This is a genomic window from Moorena sp., assembly GCF_982860115.1.
In genome coordinates, this window is sequence record NZ_CEYLVT010000088.1 from 1 (window position 1) to 19,780 (window position 19,780).

General features: G+C 42.2%; 14 protein-coding genes and 1 pseudogene. 7 read left to right on the forward strand and 8 right to left on the reverse strand.

What is annotated here, in order from left to right; genetic code table 11:
- Positions 1–666 precede the first annotated feature (666 nt).
- The 4 genes from AC4II3_RS16465 to AC4II3_RS16480 all read right to left on the reverse strand — a co-directional run bounded on the left by AC4II3_RS16465 (position 667) and on the right by AC4II3_RS16480 (position 5,210).
- Positions 667–2,118, reverse strand: coding sequence for an MFS transporter (locus AC4II3_RS16465; protein ID WP_488010459.1), 1,452 nt, complete (start codon positions 2,116–2,118; stop codon positions 667–669).
- A 42-nt stretch (positions 2,119–2,160) separates the two neighbouring features.
- Entirely contained in the window at positions 2,161–2,982 is an 822-nt protein-coding gene (locus AC4II3_RS16470) for an FkbM family methyltransferase (protein ID WP_488010460.1), read from the reverse strand.
- A 275-nt stretch (positions 2,983–3,257) separates the two neighbouring features.
- The gene (locus AC4II3_RS16475; RefSeq protein WP_488010472.1) at positions 3,258–4,127 is read right to left on the reverse strand and encodes a TauD/TfdA dioxygenase family protein; all 870 of its coding nucleotides are present in this window, start codon (positions 4,125–4,127) and stop codon (positions 3,258–3,260) included.
- A gap of 663 nt (positions 4,128–4,790) precedes the next feature.
- Entirely contained in the window at positions 4,791–5,210 is a 420-nt protein-coding gene (locus AC4II3_RS16480; RefSeq protein WP_488010461.1) for a Spy/CpxP family protein refolding chaperone, read from the reverse strand.
- A 223-nt stretch (positions 5,211–5,433) separates the two neighbouring features.
- Here AC4II3_RS16480 and AC4II3_RS16485 point away from each other — a divergent pair, with 223 nt between their 5' ends.
- The 6 genes from AC4II3_RS16485 (at position 5,434) to AC4II3_RS16510 (ending at position 14,404) form a co-directional block, all read left to right on the forward strand.
- Positions 5,434–6,675, forward strand: a complete 1,242-nt coding sequence (locus AC4II3_RS16485; RefSeq protein ID WP_488010462.1) for a sensor histidine kinase — start codon at positions 5,434–5,436, stop codon at positions 6,673–6,675.
- Between the two features lie 232 nt (positions 6,676–6,907).
- Positions 6,908–7,555, forward strand: coding sequence for a response regulator (locus AC4II3_RS16490; protein WP_488010473.1), 648 nt, complete (start codon positions 6,908–6,910; stop codon positions 7,553–7,555).
- Positions 7,556–7,628: 73 nt separating this feature from the next.
- The gene (locus tag AC4II3_RS16495) at positions 7,629–7,826 is read left to right on the forward strand and encodes a hypothetical protein (protein WP_488010463.1); all 198 of its coding nucleotides are present in this window, start codon (positions 7,629–7,631) and stop codon (positions 7,824–7,826) included.
- Positions 7,827–8,323: 497 nt separating this feature from the next.
- Positions 8,324–9,205, forward strand: coding sequence for a hypothetical protein (locus tag AC4II3_RS16500; protein ID WP_488010464.1), 882 nt, complete (start codon positions 8,324–8,326; stop codon positions 9,203–9,205).
- A gap of 108 nt (positions 9,206–9,313) precedes the next feature.
- Positions 9,314–11,422: an ATP-binding protein gene (locus AC4II3_RS16505; RefSeq protein WP_488010465.1), complete on the forward strand. Its 2,109-nt coding sequence runs from the start codon at positions 9,314–9,316 to the stop codon at positions 11,420–11,422.
- A 270-nt stretch (positions 11,423–11,692) separates the two neighbouring features.
- Positions 11,693–14,404: a DNA translocase FtsK gene (locus AC4II3_RS16510; protein WP_488010466.1), complete on the forward strand. Its 2,712-nt coding sequence runs from the start codon at positions 11,693–11,695 to the stop codon at positions 14,402–14,404.
- Positions 14,405–14,490: 86 nt separating this feature from the next.
- Here the strand turns inward: AC4II3_RS16510 and AC4II3_RS16515 are convergent, their stop codons facing one another.
- The 4 genes and pseudogenes from AC4II3_RS16515 to AC4II3_RS16530 all read right to left on the reverse strand — a co-directional run bounded on the left by AC4II3_RS16515 (position 14,491) and on the right by AC4II3_RS16530 (position 19,586).
- Positions 14,491–16,023 carry an SUMF1/EgtB/PvdO family nonheme iron enzyme gene (locus AC4II3_RS16515; RefSeq protein WP_488010467.1) on the reverse strand — a complete coding sequence of 511 codons (1,533 nt, stop codon included), beginning with the start codon at positions 16,021–16,023 and terminating at the stop codon, positions 14,491–14,493.
- A 98-nt stretch (positions 16,024–16,121) separates the two neighbouring features.
- On the reverse strand, positions 16,122–17,657 hold the full coding sequence (locus AC4II3_RS16520) for an SUMF1/EgtB/PvdO family nonheme iron enzyme (protein WP_488010468.1): 1,536 nt from the start codon (positions 17,655–17,657) through the stop codon (positions 16,122–16,124).
- A 241-nt stretch (positions 17,658–17,898) separates the two neighbouring features.
- Positions 17,899–18,966: pseudogene (locus tag AC4II3_RS16525) on the reverse strand (nucleotidyl transferase AbiEii/AbiGii toxin family protein).
- Complete coding sequence (locus AC4II3_RS16530) at positions 18,966–19,586, reverse strand: DUF6088 family protein (protein ID WP_488010469.1); 621 nt, start codon at positions 19,584–19,586, stop codon at positions 18,966–18,968. The pseudogene AC4II3_RS16525 and the gene AC4II3_RS16530 overlap by 1 nt, the downstream one beginning before the upstream one ends.
- Here AC4II3_RS16530 and AC4II3_RS16535 point away from each other — a divergent pair.
- Positions 19,571–19,774, forward strand: coding sequence for a hypothetical protein (locus tag AC4II3_RS16535; RefSeq protein ID WP_488010470.1), 204 nt, complete (start codon positions 19,571–19,573; stop codon positions 19,772–19,774). The genes AC4II3_RS16530 and AC4II3_RS16535 overlap by 16 nt on opposite strands.
- Positions 19,775–19,780: the final 6 nt, after the last annotated feature.

Here is a 19,780-nt window from a genome sequence, read left to right on the forward strand (position 1 = left end):
AGCAGGAATTGGACTTCAGACCGATGTCATGGTTTGTGTAAGATCCATGAAGCAGCAGGGAAAACATCCTGTATGGTGCGATCGCTTAGCGGCAGGAGCATCCCGTAGCATGACAAGCAGGTCAATCCCATGATCAGCGGCTTACTTTCAAGCTTCCAAAAAACTATTGCATTCGCGCACCGACAAGTTCAGTGGGTGGCGACATCTGTGGCTAATAGTATTAATAACTAGGACAGTGCAATGCGTTCGCGTAGCGGCTCCAAAGGAGCATCGCGTAGCGTGACAAGCAGGTCAATCGCATTATCAGTCAAACGCCTAATTATGGGTTTCTAAAAAACTATTGCATTTGCGCACGGATAAATGCATAGTGGAGATAGTTAGTTATTTTGATAGAAGAATAATATCACGTCAAGATAATTAGTGATAAAAAACCTTCTGGAATTAAACCTTACTCCTTTATTTCTGCCTTCTGATTTCTGCATTCTGGCTTCGATTTGCACCTTGTTTAAGCATTCAACCGGACATGATAAGTAGTCGAACATAAATAAACAGTACTGTCTCGAAAACTGTAAAATGCTTGTAACCCTTACCTCAAAAGGTTTTGCCTATATTTACAAAACTTTATACAGCACCGAAAACTTTTGTCCGACTACTTATGAAAACTAATTAAGTCCGATTTATTCTTAGCCTTTGATTTTGCCGCTGCCATAGGAATCCAGATATAACTACCGCAATCACAAGAATGGCAGAGACAATGCGGAAACTTTCTTGTTCTCCAAATACTAACGCTTCAACTGGCGCTGTTGTAACTGAAAATGGGGTGTCTACTGGAAGTTGGCTAGCAGATAAACTCGAGAATAGAATTCCAATCAGCGTTATACCCATAACCTGACCTAAGGCTCGTGAAAAGAACCAGAGTCCAGAGGCAACACTGAGATATTGTGGAGGTACGCTGCCCATAATCACACTTTGGTTAGGGGGTTGGAACAAACCGATACCAATTCCAAAGGGAATTATCCGCAATAAATAGCCCTTAACCGTCAATTCTTCGCTAAAGGTGCTGATTGTCAAACAGCTGATAAATAATAATACCAATCCGATCGTACTAATGCTTCTTTCGCCAAAGCGATCAGCCAGGGAGCCTGCTACAGGGCCTACACAGATTCCTAATATAGGCAGCACCGCTATCAATAATCCCACTTGTTGTTCGGAATAATGCTTAACGAGTTCCAGAAAAAAGGGCAAAAGGAAAATTACACAACTGTTAAGAATATAGCCAATTGAACTTAGAAGTAGACTGAAACTTAATTCCAGAGATCGAAATAAACTAAGGTTAAGCAATGGTTGCTCAGATTGCTTCTGAGACAACAAAAAACTAACGCAAGCCATCATCGCGATCGCCAATAAAACCAAGGTTAAATTGCCACCTAAATTCTCTTCTTGTATGCGTGTCATCCCCAGTAAAAAACAAGTCAACGTTATCCCCAAAAGCAACGCTCCCCCAAAATCAAAATACTTTTGATCCGTAGGGCTACTGCCCCTGGAAACTGTCAGCATCACTAACACTATGCCGATCGTACAAATTGGTACATTAACCAAGAAAACTGAACGCCAACCCAAGTGCTCTATAAGCACTCCTCCTACCGTGGGTCCCAATGACACGCCCGCCCAACCCGTGCTAGTAATGATCCCCAGGGCTAGTCCTCGCTTTGCATCCGGGAACACCTCAGTCACGATCGCGGGCGAGAGGACTGCAATCAACACGGCCCCGATTCCCTGAAATATCCGTGCTGCAATCAATAAGTAAATTGTGGTGGCGATTCCACACACCAATGAACTTGTGGTAAATGCTGTGAGTCCGATTAAATAGAGCCATTTCTTGCTCCACATATCTCCCAATCGAGCCACACAAAGCACCAGGATCGCCAGCACCAGGGAATAACTCAGAGGAACCCATTCAACAGTGGCAAAGTCGCTATGCAAATCTTCTACCAGTGTTGGCAAAGCCAAATTGACAATATGAACATCTAGCGAGAACACAAACGTTACTAAACTAACAGCAAATAGGATCCACCATTGTTTAGATATTGCTATTTCACTGTCTTGCGTACTCGTCATATACTGTCAGTAAGTTTCACGTATAAAGCTGCTATTTGCCGATTAATTATGATTGACGTACAGATCAAAACTGATTCCATAGTTTTGCGGAAAGTATGCCCATACTTTTGCAAAATTCCGATCTACTAGGTACTTGTCAATTTCTTCCGGGTGCGGACAATATTCATAGCGAGATACCAGACTTTTTTCCAGATATATTGCCTTTAGGTGAGGGAGTGTTTTTTTAGCCCCTTCCAAAGCTTTCAATTCGCTTCCTTGAATGTTCATGTATATAAAATCAAACTCCGATATCTCTCCTGAAGACTCTTCTATTATCCTGTCAACTGTTTTGAGCGGGACGATGATTTTGTTACTTACTTCTACCTCTGAATAAGCCGTTTCCTCATTGAACACTTCTGCTTTTGGTTTGAAGAGCGAAGTTAGCTGCGATTTTGATGTCACATACAGCTCGGCTTCGCCATCTATCGCACCAATGGCACTCTGGAAAACCTCGATCGAGGTAAATGGCTCGCCGTCAATCAACTTGTCGTAACTACTAAACAATTGATTGAGTACAGTAATCCGCTCTTGGAGCTGCTTAAATAATTCCGGTTGTGGTTCTACTACTATAATTTTCTTGAATCCTAATAAAACTAATGCTAACAGCATTTCCCCCTTATGTCCGCCCAAATATATCGCTCCGCGACGCTGACATCCGTACTTGCTTAACAATCGGTCATAAAGCAGAAAATCATAGCAGATTGCTTCATAAAGCCTTGTCTTGATTCTTGGCTCTGCAAAGTATCCTGGCAATACCTTCTTTTTTAAATCCAGTATTTCACTAATCAGTTCTGCTTGAGATTCGATATCTTGTAGCATTTCCATATTTCCTTTAGAGTCACAAACCTTGCTAGCTATGGCAAATAAAGTGTTTCTACCTGATTCAAAACACTATGTTATTGAGTATACTATCTTTTATGGATAGATTTTTATTCAAATCCAACAGCAAACGGACCAAACCATTTGCGAATCTCCTCACTGGTGGCACCAAAAGGAGGTTTATCTTTTTGCTCCAGAAGATGAGCAACCATTGCAGAGCTGCGTGAACAGATGAATGTATATAACTAAGCTTAGGTTTATGTCCCAATACTGACCAGCCCTCAGTATGGCTTGTCGCCAGCCAAGGTGACGCGATGCATTATGCGTTTGAAGCCGTGATAGTCATTCACCGGGTTGTGCTGGGTGCATCGATTATCCCAGAAGGCGAGGGAGCCGTGCTCCCAGCAAAAGCGACAGGTGAACTCTGGCCTGACTTGGTGCTGGAAGAGATAGTCGAGTAGAGGTTTACTTTCTTGCTCCGTCCAGCCCTCGAAGTACTTTGTGTGGTTAATGTTGAGGTAAAGTGCCTTGCGCCCAGTCTCAGGGTGGGTGCGCACGGCTGGATGGGCTGCAACTATCACCTCCCGACTTGAGCCTGCGTTCCGTAGGCGATCCAGCTCCATTTTGAAGGTATGAGCATTTGTCGAGGCGTTGATGCCAACTAGGCCATCTAGGGTCTTTTTAAGACCCTCCGACAGGTTCTCGTAGGCCATGTACTGGTTTGCGAAAAGCGTGTCACCGCCGTAGGGTGGGATATCGACGGCGTAAAGTATGCTTCCCATCGGCGGATATTCCAGATATGTGGTATCAGAATGCCACACACCACCAAAGTTCTTCCGCTCGTGCTCCAGCTTGACTACCGGTGTAATCAAGGGACATTCGGGCAATCCACTCACTACTGGGTATTCCATTGGTTGGCCGAATAGCTTGGCAAAGGCAAGCTGTTGGTGGGGGGTGAGTTCTTGGTTATTGAAAAAGATCACCAAGTGGTCGAGTAAGGCAAGGCGTATCTCCGAAACGACTTCAGCTTCCAAGGGTCGTGAAAGATCTACCCCTTGAATCTCAGCACCGAGGGCACCAGCAATCGGATGCACCTTGATGTAGCGATAGTTAGGGCGTACTGCGTTGTCGATTGTTTTCCCTTTCGTCATTTCCATTGGTCATTTCCATTTGATGGCGATCTACGGCTATAGAGCCAGGGCTGTTTTATGCTAAATGTTTCATTTTGGAACAATAAGAAGTTCCAAAAGTCAGCTCTACAACTCAGCGTCGAGGGAAAACTTGAAACCCAGATTCAGTTGGCTTGAATACTTCTAGGTGTGGATCATATTATTGATCCACCACAGGAACCAAATTAGTACCACTATATTCACCCAACATCGAAATCAGCTGTGATCAGCTTCATTGGGAAATAATTTTTCCTCGGATATTGTAAAATACGTTGGTGGCGATCGCCTATTTCCTTTATTTTTATTTTATAAATGCTCTGTTTGAGCAAATATATAGTTTTTAACCTCGCTAGCTTGAATCTACATCTGCTTACTCTAGAATGATTGGCCCTGCACAATGTAGGGGATTATCCGGGGGATACATGACTCTACATGGTCTATTGACTTCCAAAGTATGACCATACAAGGACTTATATCATGTTGGAATAATTGTTAATAAAAAAAAACTTGTTAAGTGTTAATGCTTTGTCAATTAACACTTAACAATTAGGCGCGCACCTTTAGCAAATTTAATTATTAATTGGTCAAGGGCACCTTTAACAAGTTAGATGAAGAGAGTTAGTACTTTGTATTCCAAGAGATAATTTAGTCTTGGAAAAATCTCCGTCTAAATGGGCCTTTACCTCGACGTGAGCCGATTTCTTGACGAATTTGTTGGCGCTGTTCGTCGGTGAGAATACCCCTCATCTCACGTCGTGCTGACCTGTTAATGTTTTGCATTTGGTTTAGCTGGTCTTGGGAGAGATTCAGACCCTCCCTTGCGTCTCGCAGTTCACGGCGGAGCACCTTGATAGTTTGAAAGCGCCGTTGTTGATCGGGAGTGAGAATATCCTCAATTTTGGATTCAGTATTGTTAATAATGTCATCAAACTGATCTTTTTGCTGCTCAGTAAGGTTAAGATTGGATATAAATGGAGGAAGTTCTTGGGCATTAACTGCCATGGGAAAACTAGTGAGGGTAATTGCTGCGATACCTGCCAGTAGAGAAAAGCGTTTGATGTTCATGATGTTCACTCTTTAACTGTTTCTAAGTGGTTTGACGTGAGCTGATTTCTGTTTGATGTCTCTATCCTAAAAACAGGGAGGGCGAAACCACATGAGGCAAAAGACCCCAATTCCTCTAGGACTTTAGTCCTGGGCTAGATATGACCAATAGGTCTTGCGTTACCTTTGACACATGGATTAAGGTTATTGGTTGTTTGTTATTGGTTGTTTACAACAATCGTGAATGCGCCATCCGATTCAAATTACTAACCACCCAATTCGATTTTTGCTCTACCTGGAGTGGATACTGCTGATCATCACCGCTTTGGTGGAATTACTAAAACTTCCCTTTCCCATGCTACCTAGGTCGCCACTACTCAATTTAGTTTGCCTGGGAGTATTTGGCTTAATGGGATTGAGATTACCAACAAATAAGCCTATTTATAAGATACTTTACACCGCCGCCGAAATTGGGGTAATTGTTTTAGCATCCATAGTGGGACACATTCGGCTGTTGCAATTGATGTTAATTATATTAGTTGTTCGCAACTGTTTTATCTTCGAGTTCCAAGGTCGCTTAATGATGACTGGATTTGCGGTTATATTATTCTTCATGAAGCAAATGGTTCGATTTCAGCATCATGGTCTGAGGCATCGTCCTCCGTTTAGACCACCTCCTGTGTTCAGATCACCACCAACAGGGTTGATTCCGGAGCGATTACTATTTATATTATTGACTTCTGTCTTTATATTTGTATTGGTCTTAATCGTTTTGCAGCTATTAGTGGATGCTGTACTATCAGAACGTAAAAGTCGGGAAGAGCTGGCTAAGGCTAATGCTCAACTGCGTCACTATGCCCTCCGCATTGAAGATATTGCTACGCTGCAAGAACGTAACCGTATTGCTCGGGAAATTCATGACTCCTTAGGACATTCTTTAACTGTATTCAATTTACACCTAGAAGCGGCTTTAAGACTATTACAATCTGACCCGGCTGAAGCCAAAGAATTTATCTTAGAAGCGAAACAACTCGGGAAAACTGCTCTGAAGGATGTACGTCAATCCGTTGCTTCCTTGCGTTTAAATCCCTTACAACAGCAATCTCTTGAAAATGCGATCGCATCCCTAATCGACGACTTTCAAAAGTCCACAGCAATCTCACCTACATGCCATCTTAACCTAAAGCGTTCAATCCCTGGCGACATCAAAATAGCAGTTTACCGTATTGTCCAAGAAGGATTGACAAATATTTTTAAATATGCTATTCCTACTGAAGTAGACATCCAAATTCAGACAGCAGCAACAGATTTACAATTAATTATTAAAGACAATGGTATTGGATTTTCCCTAAACCAGAACACAACTGGTTTTGGTTTACAAGGAATGCGAGAACGCACCCAAGCCCTAGGAGGAACCTTTAAAATTGAGACAGCACCAGGAGCTGGCTGCAAAATTATCGCTCATTTTCCTTTACCAAAGGTTTAAGCTATTATAGCATTTTAAGTTGAGATGTAACCATATAGCTAAGGGAACAGGGAACAGGGAACAGGGAACAGGGTAAAGAGTCCGAATTTTTATTGGAAAATAAAAAAATATCATACAGGTTTACATCTCAAATACCAACGCGCTTATCTAGGAATTAGAGACGCATTGTGATTAGTTTTGTTCCCTACTCCCTAGAACGAATTGAAAACTACTATATAATTCATCCTTGATGATGATTCGTATTTTACTCGTAGATGACCAAAGTCTAATTCGGCGTGGATTAAAAGCCTTGCTGAAGTTAGAAGAAGACTTACAGGTAGTCGGTGAAGCAGAGAATGGACAAACGGCAATTAGTCTGGTAAAAACCTTACAGCCAGATGTTATACTAATGGATATTCGGATGCCTGTCATGGATGGTGTTGCTGCAACTCGGGAAATTTGTCAGCAATTCCCAGATACAAAGGTATTAGTACTAACTACCTTTGATGATGACCAGTACGTTACCCAAGCCATACAGTGCGGAGCAGCCGGATATTTGCTGAAGGATACCCCTCCCGAAGAATTAGCCCAGTCAATTCGAGCGGTGCAAAAAGGTTATACTCAGTTAGGCCCTGGTATTGGCAAAAAAGTCGCTACTCAAATGCGAGACCCAACTCCTAGCCCACCTCCGGGTTGGGATGAACTAACTCCCAGAGAGCAGGAAATTTTACGACTAATTGCTACCGGTGCTAGCAACCGAGAGATTGCTAATACGTTGTATATTTCTGAGAAGACCGTCAAAAACCACGTTACTCATATTTTGAGTCGGTTGAATGTACGCGATCGCACTCAAGCAGCTATTTTAGCGAACTCTATGTTGGGTTATTTTAGTGATAATTGATTGCTAACTTATTATAACATCAAAATATTTATTACTGTTCCCTGCTCCCTGCTCCCTACTCCCTTTGCTATATATGAGTTCCCCTTCTCAATCCGAAACGTTGATAATTGCCTACTTTTTTGGCGCTCTTCTGGCTATCACCGTTATGGTTTACTTACTCAGAGGTTTTGGTATTATTACCTTTATTCCTGGTGGTATTCTGTGGCTACTGATATTGTTATCGATTGGTACAGGACTAGTTTATGGGGTTCAGAAAACTCGACGCTATTAGGGGAATAGGGAGCAGGGAGTAGGGGGTAGGGAGTAGGGGTAATAAAATTGACTGTAGCTAAGCTGATAGCTTTCGCTTCGGTCGTCAGCTATCATTATTTTGGGTATCAGCGTTTTGAGGGTTTTCCCTAAATACCCATCTACTCGCGACTTTCAGTTGATATGATATCACGATAATTACCCTTAATAAAAATTTCTCCATTTCCCCATCTCCCTATCTCCCCACACCTCTAGCGCCTCCCTAGCATCCCCGCGCAGCCTTAATTATGGGTATTCAACCAGACTTGAGATAAGTCTAATATCGGTAAGGATTGAGCCTAGTACGGCACCACGGAAATAAAGATACTATTGAAAAATACCGAAAGGCTTATATAATAATAATTCTGCTCAGAGCTGATAGTTGAGGTCCCAGCGCCCGTCCGCTGAGGGCTGACAGTAGAATCTATTGCGGAAATCCTTGACTACTAAGTGGTTATAGGCAATAGAGTTAGGTTAATCTTGAACAAACGTGAGGTAACGACAATTAACATGGAAGCTATTGAACTGGAAGTCAGCCAACTAAAATTTTTACTGAAGCTACTGAGCAAACCGGATTATCGGGCATTGATTACTGAAGCGAAACCCAATTCTAAAACCTCAGCGGGTGAACGAGATCGAATTTGTCAGGCATTATGCGATCGCAATTTGATTGACTCTAATCAAGAAATCACCAAAATTCAGATCACTGATGCAGGCAAGGAACTTCTAACCCAAGATCAGGATGAAGTACCAATGAGCACGAAAGAGCGCAAAATTCTAAAAGCCTGTGAAACAGAACCGACTACTCCCGCCAAGACAAACGTCAAGCCTGCTAAGACCCGAAAGGAAATCATGGACAGTTTGATAGAACGGGGTTATATCACAGTCGCAGAAACTAAATTCAAAGATGTTTGGATTACTGAAACAGGTATTAAGTACCTCTTAACTAATTATAAACCCGTTGGTCGTGGCAATATCAATTTGTCTAAAACCATGCTAGCGGATTACATCGATTTCCTGCGGAAACAGCTGCCAAACTCAACCAGTACAATCTCAGAATCAGATGGAAATTCGACTCCCGCTCTAGTCAATCCCCCTACTAATGAAGAAATATTACAAATCATCAAGGATTTAGATCAAGAACTAGCTACGGAAAACTATTTGCCACTGTTCCATTTGCGCCAAAAGTTACAACCGCCTTTGTCTCGGGAAGAATTAGATAAAGCACTGTATAGCTTGCAAGCAGAGGATAAAATTGATCTGAGTGCTTTGCAAGAAGCTAACATGTATACAGAGGAACAAATTGAAGCTGGTATTCCTCAAAATACCGGGGCTAGGCTATTTTTCATTATGGTGCAGTAAATTCTGATACTAAAGATAGGATAATTGATAGTATCATACAATAACCTCAGGCTGCCTTTTTGTTAATCCTCTATCCTTGTCCACTCTATAGAAGATGGAATTAAAGAGATGGCAACGATCCAGGAAATAATTAAACAAGCCCTAAATCCCTTTGACCCCGTGACCTTTGCTACGGGGAATTTTTGGGAAGATCAAGACAATGGTGCTGTTAATGTCAACTCGATTCATCAACATGAAATCAATCAGATAACCACCACCCTCAGTGCGGTGAATCAAGACCATCGACCCCGCACTATCTTACTGGCTGGTGATTCGGGTTCGGGGAAAAGTTATCTATTAAAACGCCTCAAACAGCAGCTCAATCAACAAGCCTTCTTTGCTTATATCGGTCCTTGGGCAAATAGCGATCGCATCTGGCGCTATATCCTTAGGGAAACCGTTGACAGTATGCTAAAAATCCCAGAAGGGGAAAAAGAATCTCAGTTGCTGCTGTGGCTAAAGAGTCTCCCGGCCTTTAAAAAAACCGGCTGGCTCCGGAATGAGCGAAAACGGTTTATTGGTGACCTCAGAGCTAGCTATCCAGGGGGAATTCATAGAGATAAAGAATTTTTTGGAGTGCTCTATGACCTCACTAATCCAGAACTGTATCACCTAGCTTATCAATGGTTAAGGGGAGAAGATTTAGATGAAGAGGACCTGAAAACCCTTGGGGTCAGAGGGTCTATAGATAACGAAGACGATGCTCAGAACATCTTAATCAACTTCGGGAGAATTTCGTCATCCACCAAGCCGATTGTGCTGTGTTTTGACCAATTGGATAATATTCCTCGTTTGCCCGATGGTTCTCTGGATCTACAAGCGCTGTTTAATGTCAACTCTACCCTTCATACTCGCCGTGTCAAATTTCTGATTATTATCAGTATAGTCACCGATACCTGGAGACGGAATCAGAAAAAACTTCAAGGGGCTGATCTCGCTAGACTTAATCCTAAAATTCTGCTCAAAAACATTACCCTAGAGCAAGCAGAATCCCTTTGGGCAAGCAAACTCTATCCCTTACATCAGCAAGCTGACCCAAAACCAACTTCACCGATTTATCCTTTAACTCGGCAAGACTTAGAACAAGTATTTCCTGGTGGCAAAACCACTCCCCGCCAGACCTTAAGCCTGGGAAATAAGCTAATTCAAAGGTATAAAACTCAGGTAGTTAAGTCAGAGTTATCAAGGATTGACTTAACTAGTGAGGATAGCGAGGGAGTTAAGATTTCAGAGCCATCAAGGATTGACTTAACTAGTGAGGATATCGAGAGAGTTAGCATTTCAGAGCCATCAAAAACTGAGTCAACTACTAACAAGGATACCGCTGGCGAATCAATACCAATAGAAGACAAACGCCTAGCCTCATTTAAATTAAAGTGGCAGAAGGAATTTCAAAAGACTGAGCAGCAAATTACCCGAATCCAAGATATTGGTGAATCGCAATTGATTGGGATGTTACGAGAGGCATTAGAAGCTCTGGAGATTAGGGGTATTAAACCAAAATTATTGTTAGGTAGTTTTGCCAGTCATTCCCTAAGTTACCAGTTGCCATCACCCCAGGGACGGATCGGAGTAGTCTGGGGAGAAACTACTAATGGTACCAGCTTCTATCATCTGATGAATGCCTGTGATAAAGCTATAAAAGGCAATCGCTGCCAAACCTTATACCTGATTCGCCATACAAAAATTAGCCTAAAACGTGATACTAAAGGGTACAAACTCTACAGCCAACTATTCAATGCTTCTAGGCATATTCACATCAAATTAGACGATCTATCCTCTGTCCATTACTTATCTACTTATCATAGCTTAGTTAATGATGCTTGTTCCCAAGAGTTAGTTCTTGCTGATAAAACAATAACACTAACAGAGTTAAAGAGTCTAATCCGAGAATCAGGAATTTTGCAGGATTGTCCTTTACTAAAGGATTTGAATATTATTTCTATAGTAGATAATAAAGTACCCCTTAATCCAGTTAAGGAATTTGTGTTAAATGTCCTCAAACAAGACCAAGTAATTGGTCTTAAGGTTTTAATTAAAACTACTCACCGTCAATTTAATCGGCTCAAAGAAATAGAAATTCAACAACGGATTAAGGAACTTTGTCAGGAAAATGAACTAAAACTTATCCCTGTGGATGGTTCCCCAGAAACACAATCAGTATATTTGGTACCGTAAGCAATCAGCAATCAGCTATCAGCAATCAGCAATCAGCTACGCGAACAGTTCGTAGGGTGCGTTAGGGGTGCTCGCGGTCATTTTCAGCCTCGTAGCCAGCCTTGGAAAAGTCCGCCCCGTAACGCACCACCGGGTCAAACACCAAAAATGAGATGCACCCCTTGATTTGCCATTGGCCAAAGGCTGACGGCTGACGGCTGACGGCTGACGGCTGACGGCTGACTGCTAAAGATTATTATACCATAGTAAAAATTCGGATAACAAGCGCCAATGTACCTGACTCAACTAGCCCAAATCCGAGAGTTAATCCTTAATTTATCAGCAGCAAAAGTTCTCTGGTTAGATACGGAAATAGCTGACTGGAATACCCCTAATCCTAGATTATCTCTGATTCAGGTATTGGCTGATCCGACGGATATAAATGGTGACAAAGCTTACATCTTAGATGTATTAGAGAAACCGGAAGTAGTGCAATACTTTGTTAACCATATTATGGTTAATCCTAACATTGAAAAAGTCTTTCACAACGCTAGTTTTGATTTACGGTATCTAGGGGGTAAAGATAAAGCGAAGAATGTAACCTGTACCTATCAAATAGCTCGAAAGCTGACGAACAAGAAACTGTCTAATCCATTACAGGTATCCAATAATAAACTAAAAACCCTAGCGCGAGAGCTGTGCAATTTCGCTAATGTCGATACAGAGGAACAAAGCAGTGATTGGGGAAAACGTCCGCTAACCCAAAAACAGCTAAAGTATGCAAAACTGGATACAGTGTATCTAGCCCATGTCCATCGCCGCTTACTAGAAATTAGTGATAAAAATAGCTGGAGTCGAGAGCAGATGGTCACAAGACAATCACGGACGCAACAATCGGAATCCCCTCGCTTCAGTGTTACCAAAGTTAGGGTAGCCATTGAATGTCCTCGCTTATTTTATTTGAGTCATCGCTTTGGTGGAGAAACCCTATTTATACCACCATCCGACTCACCAGGTATTGGGAAAGTATTCCATCGGCTATGTGAACAGTGTACTGACACACTCCAGCAAGATTCCCGATTTCAAGCTTTATTTTCCCCCACAGCAAGTCAGCTAGACCAAAGCCAGATTAGCTCTAAGATCCAAGCACTACTGTATGAGCTAGTTGTTTTCCCCAAAATCACCAATCCAAAGATAGCCTCGATCTTACTTCAACTGTGGCAAGGATTAAAATCACTAATTCCCCATTGGACTGAACTGCTAGTTGCTAATCGAGGCTATTGTCAGCCAGAGGAAGTAATTAGTAAAACCTTTATTGCTCAAGAAATAAACCTCAGTTATGACTTCACCCTTGCTGATGGCACCCAGCAACGAGTTAATGGAAAATTCGATAGCTTAATCTTCGACTGTGAGCGCGATCGCTATTGTGTCGTAGACTATAAAACCTATCAACCCGTAGATCCATCCGCTAACCTAGCTCAAGTTGCTCTCTATAGTTACATGCTCCACCAAGAAAAAGGAGTAGCAATCGATGCAGCGGTTTATTCCGTTTTGCCAGAATTCCAAGAACACTACTATTCCTGGGAAGAGCTAGACCATACAGTGCATCAGCTCATTCCCCATAAATTACAACAGATGCGCCAATGGCTGACTTGGAAACCTGCCCAGGTCGAAGAGGGGGGAGATGGGGAAACTATAAAAAACCATTGCACTCCCACAATCGGTAAGGGCAACCTGGAGCCACCACCACCGACACGACAGCCTCACCTATGCAACATTTGTCCCCAACAACAGACCTGTCAAACCTTTTTTGAGGATGGGAAAACTGAGAAAAAGCCGGTCAAGCCACCATCCCGCCAAACTCCTGATATTGAGCAAAAGCCGGTCAAGGCAGCATCCCCCAAAATTCCTGATATTGAACAAAAGCCAGTCAAGCCACCATCCCGACAAACTCTTGATGCTGATCAGACCGGGGAAAAATTGGTGAGTACTCTAGAAGACTTTAAAATTGGTGTCGATTATGTCAACGCAACAGTTGCTCCAGCATTTGTCCGGATCAAGGTAAAACCCAATCGTGGGGTAAAAGTCATATCGATACAGAATCGATCCAAGGATTTACAAGTACACTTAGGTCTGGAGAATCCTCCCTTGATTACTCCCGAAGCTGGGTATGTCAGTGTGGATTTACCTCGCAAGGATGAGGATAGAGAAGTAGCTCGATTTGACGACTATATTAGCCTTACGCAAAACTCAAGTAATCCTCCCAAGATTGGGCTTGGAGTAAATTTAGATGGGAAATTGGTAGAAGCGGATTTATCGGATCCCAATACTTGTCACTTTTTGGTAGGGGGCACAACCGGAAGTGGCAAGAGCGAATTTTTGCGATCGCTTCTGCTATCCCTACTCTATCACCACTCTCCTCAACAGCTCAAAATTGCTCTAGTTGATCCCAAGCGCGTCACTTTCCCAGAATTTGAGGACATGCCATGGTTGCTCTCACCAATCGTTAAAGATAGCGATCGCGCTATCGAACTGATGGCAGAATTAGTTGACGAAATGGAGCAGCGTTACCGGAAATTTGAACAAGCCAAGTGTCCTCACCTGGATGCTTATAATCAGCAATTGATTAATAAACAAATTTTACCATTACCTCGGATAGTCTGTATATTTGATGAATATGCTGACTTCATGGCAGAAAAAGAAATCCGCAAAGACTTAGAACTAAGTATTAAGCGTTTAGGAGCCAAAGCCAGAGCAGCTGGGATTCATTTGATTGTTGCTACTCAACGGCCAGATGCTAACGTTGTTACTCCGATTATTCGCTCTAATTTACCAGGGCGAATTGCTTTACGCACAGCGTCTGAAGCAGACTCAAGGATTATTTTTGGTGGTAGCAACACTGAAGCAGCTTATTTGTTGGGTAAGGGAGATTTATTGTATCAAAAGGGTGGTAAGTTAGAGCGATTACAGAGTTTGTTTGCTGAGAGGATTATATTGCCTTGATCGTAAGCATTCAGCAGTCAGCCGTCAGCCGTCAGCCGTCAGCTAATAGCTCATGCTACGGGAACAACCATCAGCCATAACACACCCTACTCAACACCCCGAGCCACACGAAAACCGACATTGAGTTTGATGGCATCGCGCGTGTAATTGTAGTCGCGTTGGGCAGAACGGCAATGAATAGGAGAGCTGGTCCAGGACCCGCCCCGCAGAATATATTTAGTATGATTACTAGTAGATTTAGTCCAGATCCTCCCATCTGTAGGAGCTCCTTTGTAATTATCATGCCTTGGATCCGCACACCACTCCCAAAGATTGCCGTGCATATCGTATAAGCCAAAGCCATTGGGGTAAGGAAAATGTCCTACTGGGGTGGTTTCTTCTCGATATTTCCATTTTTCTTCCTCTGCATAAGTAAAGTCACCTTCCTCTGCATAAGTAAAGTCACCGTTATAGTTAGCTAATTTACTGGTTATGGTCTTTCCATAATGGAATGGTGTGGTAGTTCCTGCTCTACAAGCGTATTCCCATTCCGCTTCACTGGGTAATCTGTATTCCGTTCCTGTATGTTTAGAGAGGCGACGGCAAAATTCCACTGCATCGACCCAGGTTACTTGCTCCACTGGTCGATTCTTTCCTTTAAACTCAGAGGGGTCTGGATCTAAGTCCCGCTTAACTTTTGGAAGCTTGGCCACAGCTCGCCATTGCGCCTGGGTTACCAGATATTTGCCCAGGAAGAAGGGTTGGATGGTTACTCTGTGCTGAGGTCTTTCCCTGTCATCACTGTCCTTCTCAGTTTCCGGGGAACCCATTAAGAAGCTTCCTTCTGGGATAGACACCATATCTAGGTCTACTCCATTTCCCAGATCTTCAGTGAAATAACTTGCTTGCTTGGATTCTTCCTTGATTGTGTCTCCTCTACGGTTAACTGTTACTACTTCAAAGGAAAACTGCTTTAAACCTATTGGCGTTTCCGATGTTGGAGGTTTATCTGAAGCAGATAGCGTTTCCGATGTTGGAGGTTTATCTGAATCAGATTTTCGATTGAAGTTTTGTTTGTGAGATTCTAAATCAGAAACGTTCTTAGCATTTTTGGCTAACCATTGCTTGAGTTGCTCAGCCTTTGACTTGGGAATATTTCCATTTACTAATAAACGATCGACAAATTTGACAATCAGTTTTTCATCATCAGTTGGTTGATGTATATCATCTAAATTTTCTAATATATCATAAAAACTGTCAGGAATGTTATTTTTCCAATCAGGACAACAACCTCTGTAAGCTTGTTGCATTTCTTTGATCAAGGTTGTTTTTAAAGGAAGCAATATATTGATTAAACTAGTCGTAATTTTCAATTTTTCCTGGATTGCCTTTAATTGAGGATTATTTGGAATATGTTCAAGTGCTCCATCAATTAATTTGTCTAACTGATTGGAAGCCTGATAATGTATTATTAATTTGTGAACGGTTTCCTTTAAATTTCCACCGCTAGCAATCTGGTTCAGATTTATATTTAATTCATAAACCACCATCATTTCTAATTCAGTTTTATTAGGAAAAGCACTACACAGTGCTTCGTTTATCTGTTTGAGGAGATAACCAGGGATATGTCCAGCATTCATTGACAGTTAGTTCAAGACCTTATTTTCCGGCGGGCAGGATGCCCGCTCTACTGCTATTAATTCAAAGACTGACGCAACGCCATAAAAAGGGCAAAGGGCTAAATCTTTCCAACACTCTGAGCCACACGAAAACCGATAAGGTCGCCTATGCAAAAGGGTCCGAAACCGTTGCTGCGGTAGGCAGAACGGCAATTACTAGGAACGAAGTTACACGAGCCGCCCCGCAGGATATAATAATTAAGGTGAATATGATTAATATTCCAGATACTCCAATTAATACTCCAAATCCTTCCATCTGTAGGGGCTCCTTTGTAATTACCATGATCAGGATCCCCGCACCACTCCAAAACATTGCCATGCATATCGTATAAGCCAAAGCTGTTGGGAGGAAAACTTCCTACTGGGGTGGTTTCTCCTCGAGAGTACCCTCTTGCTTCCTGTGCATAAGTATGGGAAGCATTATAATTAGCAAATCTACTGGTTATGGTCTCTCCATAATGGAATGGTGTGGTAGTTCCGGCTCTACAGGCGTATTCCCATTCCGCTTCACTGGGTAATCTGTATTTAGTTCCTGTATATTCAGAAAGGCGATCGCAAAATTCCACCGCATCATACCAGTTTACTCCCTCTACTGGTCGGTTCTCTCCTTTAATTTTAGAGGGGTCTGGATCTAAGTCCCGGTTAACTTTTGGGAGGTTTTTAACCACAGCTCGCCATTGCGCCTGGGTTACCTGATATTTCCCCAGGAAAAAGGGTTGAATGGTTACTTTGTGTACAGGTCTTTCCCTGTCATCACTCCCCCTCTCACTTTTCGATGAACCCATTAAGAAGCTTCCTGCTGGGATAGACACCATCTCTAGGTCTACTCCATTCCCCAGATCTTGAGTGAAATAACTTGCTTGCTGGGATTCTTGCTTAATTCTTACTCCTCTACGGTCAACTGTTATTACTTCAAAGGAAAACTGCTTTAAACCTTCTTTATCTGGTTGTGGTCTTGATTTTTCCAATTTTGGATATTTATTATTTAAACTAATTGGTGATTTGTAAACTAATAACTTAGAAAATTTATTAGTATTTGTTTCTAACCATTGCTTTAGTTTATCAGCCTTTGAATTTGGAAACTTTTTATCTACTAATAAAATTAATAATAAATGATCGACAAATTTGACAATCAGTGTTTCATCATCAGTTGCTTGAGATATATTATCCAACTTTTTCAGAATATCATAGAAACTACCAGGGAGTTCATATTTTGTATCATCCCGGAATTCATAGTGACAAGAAACTCTGTAAGCCTGTTGCATTTCTTTGAGAAAATTACTTTCTAAAGGCCCCAATATCTTGACTAAACTAGTCGTAATTTCAAATTCTTTATTAATGGCCTTTAATTTAACATTATTAGGATTTTGTTTAAGTGCTCCATCAATTAAGTTTTCCAACTCATTGGAAGCCTGACAATGTATTATTAAGTTGTGAACGATTACCTTTAAATTTCCAACGCTAGCAATCTCGTTCAGTTTTATATTTAATTCATAAAGCACCATCATTTCTAATTTATGTTTATCAGGGAAAGCACTACACAGTGCTTCATTTATCTTGTTGATGAGATAACCAGGGGTATGTCCAGTATTCATTGATGGTTAGTTCAAGACCTGTGAAAAATAGAACTTAATACTTTGACTCTAATTTAGTATCTACACCCTGATGATATTGAGTTCCGTAAATTTTCCTTTATGTGCTGGTATTTACCACCTGGTGGTGGCTTACGGGTTAGGGAGCATGGAGCAGGGAACAGGAGAGGGCACCATATAAAAATAGAATTCTTGGTGGGTGGTCAAAACTGGTCATTATAAAAGACAAAAGTTCAAAGTGTTCTCACGATACCTGATTAACTTCTATTTCTAAGGCTGAAATCGCTTCTATGATTTCATCAAAGGGTGGAGCAGTACCTAACATCATGCCCTGCATTGCCTGATAATCAGTAATGAGAACTTTTAGTAATTCTCCTTTCGGTAAGAGTTTTAGAGAGCCGGGAATCGCTTCGTCTAATTTCATCCAGCTTCGATTAAACAGTTTTTTGGTGTACTGGCGTACATCTTCTCTTAATTGATGATTGGCAATGGCTGTCTTACCTGCTTCCTGACGGGAAATTATTGCTACATCATAATAATGACGTGACAGTCTCTGGCGATCACTGGGCAGGCGTTGTTCGTCTCGATAACCACAAGACCAACCATGTAATATCATGATTTTATCCCAAAAAGTTCTTTGAGGGTCGATGGTCGTTACATTTGCTACGGAAAAATTCCATTCTTCAAGTATCTCGGATAGATAGGGGGTAATAGTATGATTTTGATGGGGATTGACCTTTGGTCACGCTTCGCGATCGAGCGCTGACCGTGCGCCTGCTTCTAGTTTGACACGGGGTTGAACGTAAGCAATGCTATCGGATGGAAATAAGCTCGGATACTGAAACAGCAGGGTTGAATTATCTGGATCGTCTTCATCGAGTACAATGCGACTCTCAGGCGAAATTACCCCAGCAACTTGTGATAAGTCATCTTTAAGCTTGCCACAGATATACGTTGAAGCAGCTTGTTTTAGTTCGGACGCTAGTTTTTTTCGCCGGTTGCTAGAGATTCCAAGAGCAGAGGGGTCGTTATCCCCGGCAAAACCCAGATCGCTCCTGAATACCACCAGATCTACATCCTCGGAAAATCTACTAATGAGTTGATAAACCTTGGAAAGGGAAGTGCCGCCTTTAAACAATAGTCTGGGGTGTTCCTGGGGTAAGCCATTATAAAGGATATCCAGCACCAGGCACACCCAAAAATCCTTTTCTATATAGGATGACCTGGTATTGAGGGAATCGGCTGTTGACTCAAAAACATCGTTACGGTCTTGTGCTGGTAAATTGAGAAATTCTTCAAATGCTGGATTCACTAGGAGACACCTTCACCCTTACTAACTTGACGTACAACGGGTGTCATCCACGTTGGTAACAGCTTAATACCTTCTGCGAGATCTTGTTTGATGTCTGAAGACAACCGATTGTGTAGGGTATTAACCACATCTTTATCAGCAGCGATATTTTCGCCCAGCCAATATAAGGCCCTAACCACAGGCGCACCAGGACGGTTAGCCCATGCCATTAACCGTTGAGAGACATGACGTAGTTTGATGGTACGCCCACCAACTTGTAAAGTTCGGCTCGAACCATTCGTTATGTAGCTGTTCTGGGCGGGAACGGCATTGGTCAGACCTAGCTGGTGGGCTGCAACAATGCCATCTGGCATGATTGATATACCATCCCGACGTGCCAGAGCTTCCACAACGGCATCAATGTTGGGTGGGGCAGGACGCTTCAAGATATTGCTGGTGCGTGGATAGTCATATAAACCGCGACCAACGCGGCGCAAAAATCCTTGTTTCACCAGACGAGATAGCGCTTTATCTACAGCATCACGACTGCCGAGATCTACAAAATCTTTGGGTGTGCAGACCCAAGCACCGCGACCATGACCACGAACTCTGTTCAGGATTTTTTTTGCTATACCCTGCATCTTACGAAAGCTATGACTATAAAGTTCACGAAATATATTTTGTCAGAAGTATAGCCAATATTTCTGACTTTTTCAAGGCAGCTAACCCTGTATTAATTGCCCAAAGTCAGGATGTTGAGGTAACGAAGGTTGGTGGACAGTATCAAAAAGTGTTACAAAGTCTAGCAAATCCTCCCTTGAATTGCTAGAATCGA

Excerpts from the sequence above, each read along its gene's own strand:
- AC4II3_RS16465 (WP_488010459.1), bottom strand. The coding sequence starts at position 2,118 with ATGACGAGTACGCAAGACAGTGAAATAGCAATATCTAAACAATGGTGG.
- AC4II3_RS16470 (WP_488010460.1), bottom strand. The coding sequence starts at position 2,982 with ATGGAAATGCTACAAGATATCGAATCTCAAGCAGAACTGATTAGTGAA.
- AC4II3_RS16475 (WP_488010472.1), bottom strand. The coding sequence starts at position 4,127 with ATGACGAAAGGGAAAACAATCGACAACGCAGTACGCCCTAACTATCGC.
- AC4II3_RS16480 (WP_488010461.1), bottom strand. The coding sequence starts at position 5,210 with ATGAACATCAAACGCTTTTCTCTACTGGCAGGTATCGCAGCAATTACC.
- AC4II3_RS16485 (WP_488010462.1), top strand. The coding sequence starts at position 5,434 with ATGCGCCATCCGATTCAAATTACTAACCACCCAATTCGATTTTTGCTC.
- AC4II3_RS16490 (WP_488010473.1), top strand. The coding sequence starts at position 6,908 with ATGATTCGTATTTTACTCGTAGATGACCAAAGTCTAATTCGGCGTGGA.
- AC4II3_RS16495 (WP_488010463.1), top strand. The coding sequence starts at position 7,629 with ATGAGTTCCCCTTCTCAATCCGAAACGTTGATAATTGCCTACTTTTTT.
- AC4II3_RS16505 (WP_488010465.1), top strand. The coding sequence starts at position 9,314 with ATGGCAACGATCCAGGAAATAATTAAACAAGCCCTAAATCCCTTTGAC.
- AC4II3_RS16510 (WP_488010466.1), top strand. The coding sequence starts at position 11,693 with ATGTACCTGACTCAACTAGCCCAAATCCGAGAGTTAATCCTTAATTTA.
- AC4II3_RS16515 (WP_488010467.1), bottom strand. The coding sequence starts at position 16,023 with ATGAATGCTGGACATATCCCTGGTTATCTCCTCAAACAGATAAACGAA.
- AC4II3_RS16520 (WP_488010468.1), bottom strand. The coding sequence starts at position 17,657 with ATGAATACTGGACATACCCCTGGTTATCTCATCAACAAGATAAATGAA.
- AC4II3_RS16530 (WP_488010469.1), bottom strand. The coding sequence starts at position 19,586 with ATGCAGGGTATAGCAAAAAAAATCCTGAACAGAGTTCGTGGTCATGGT.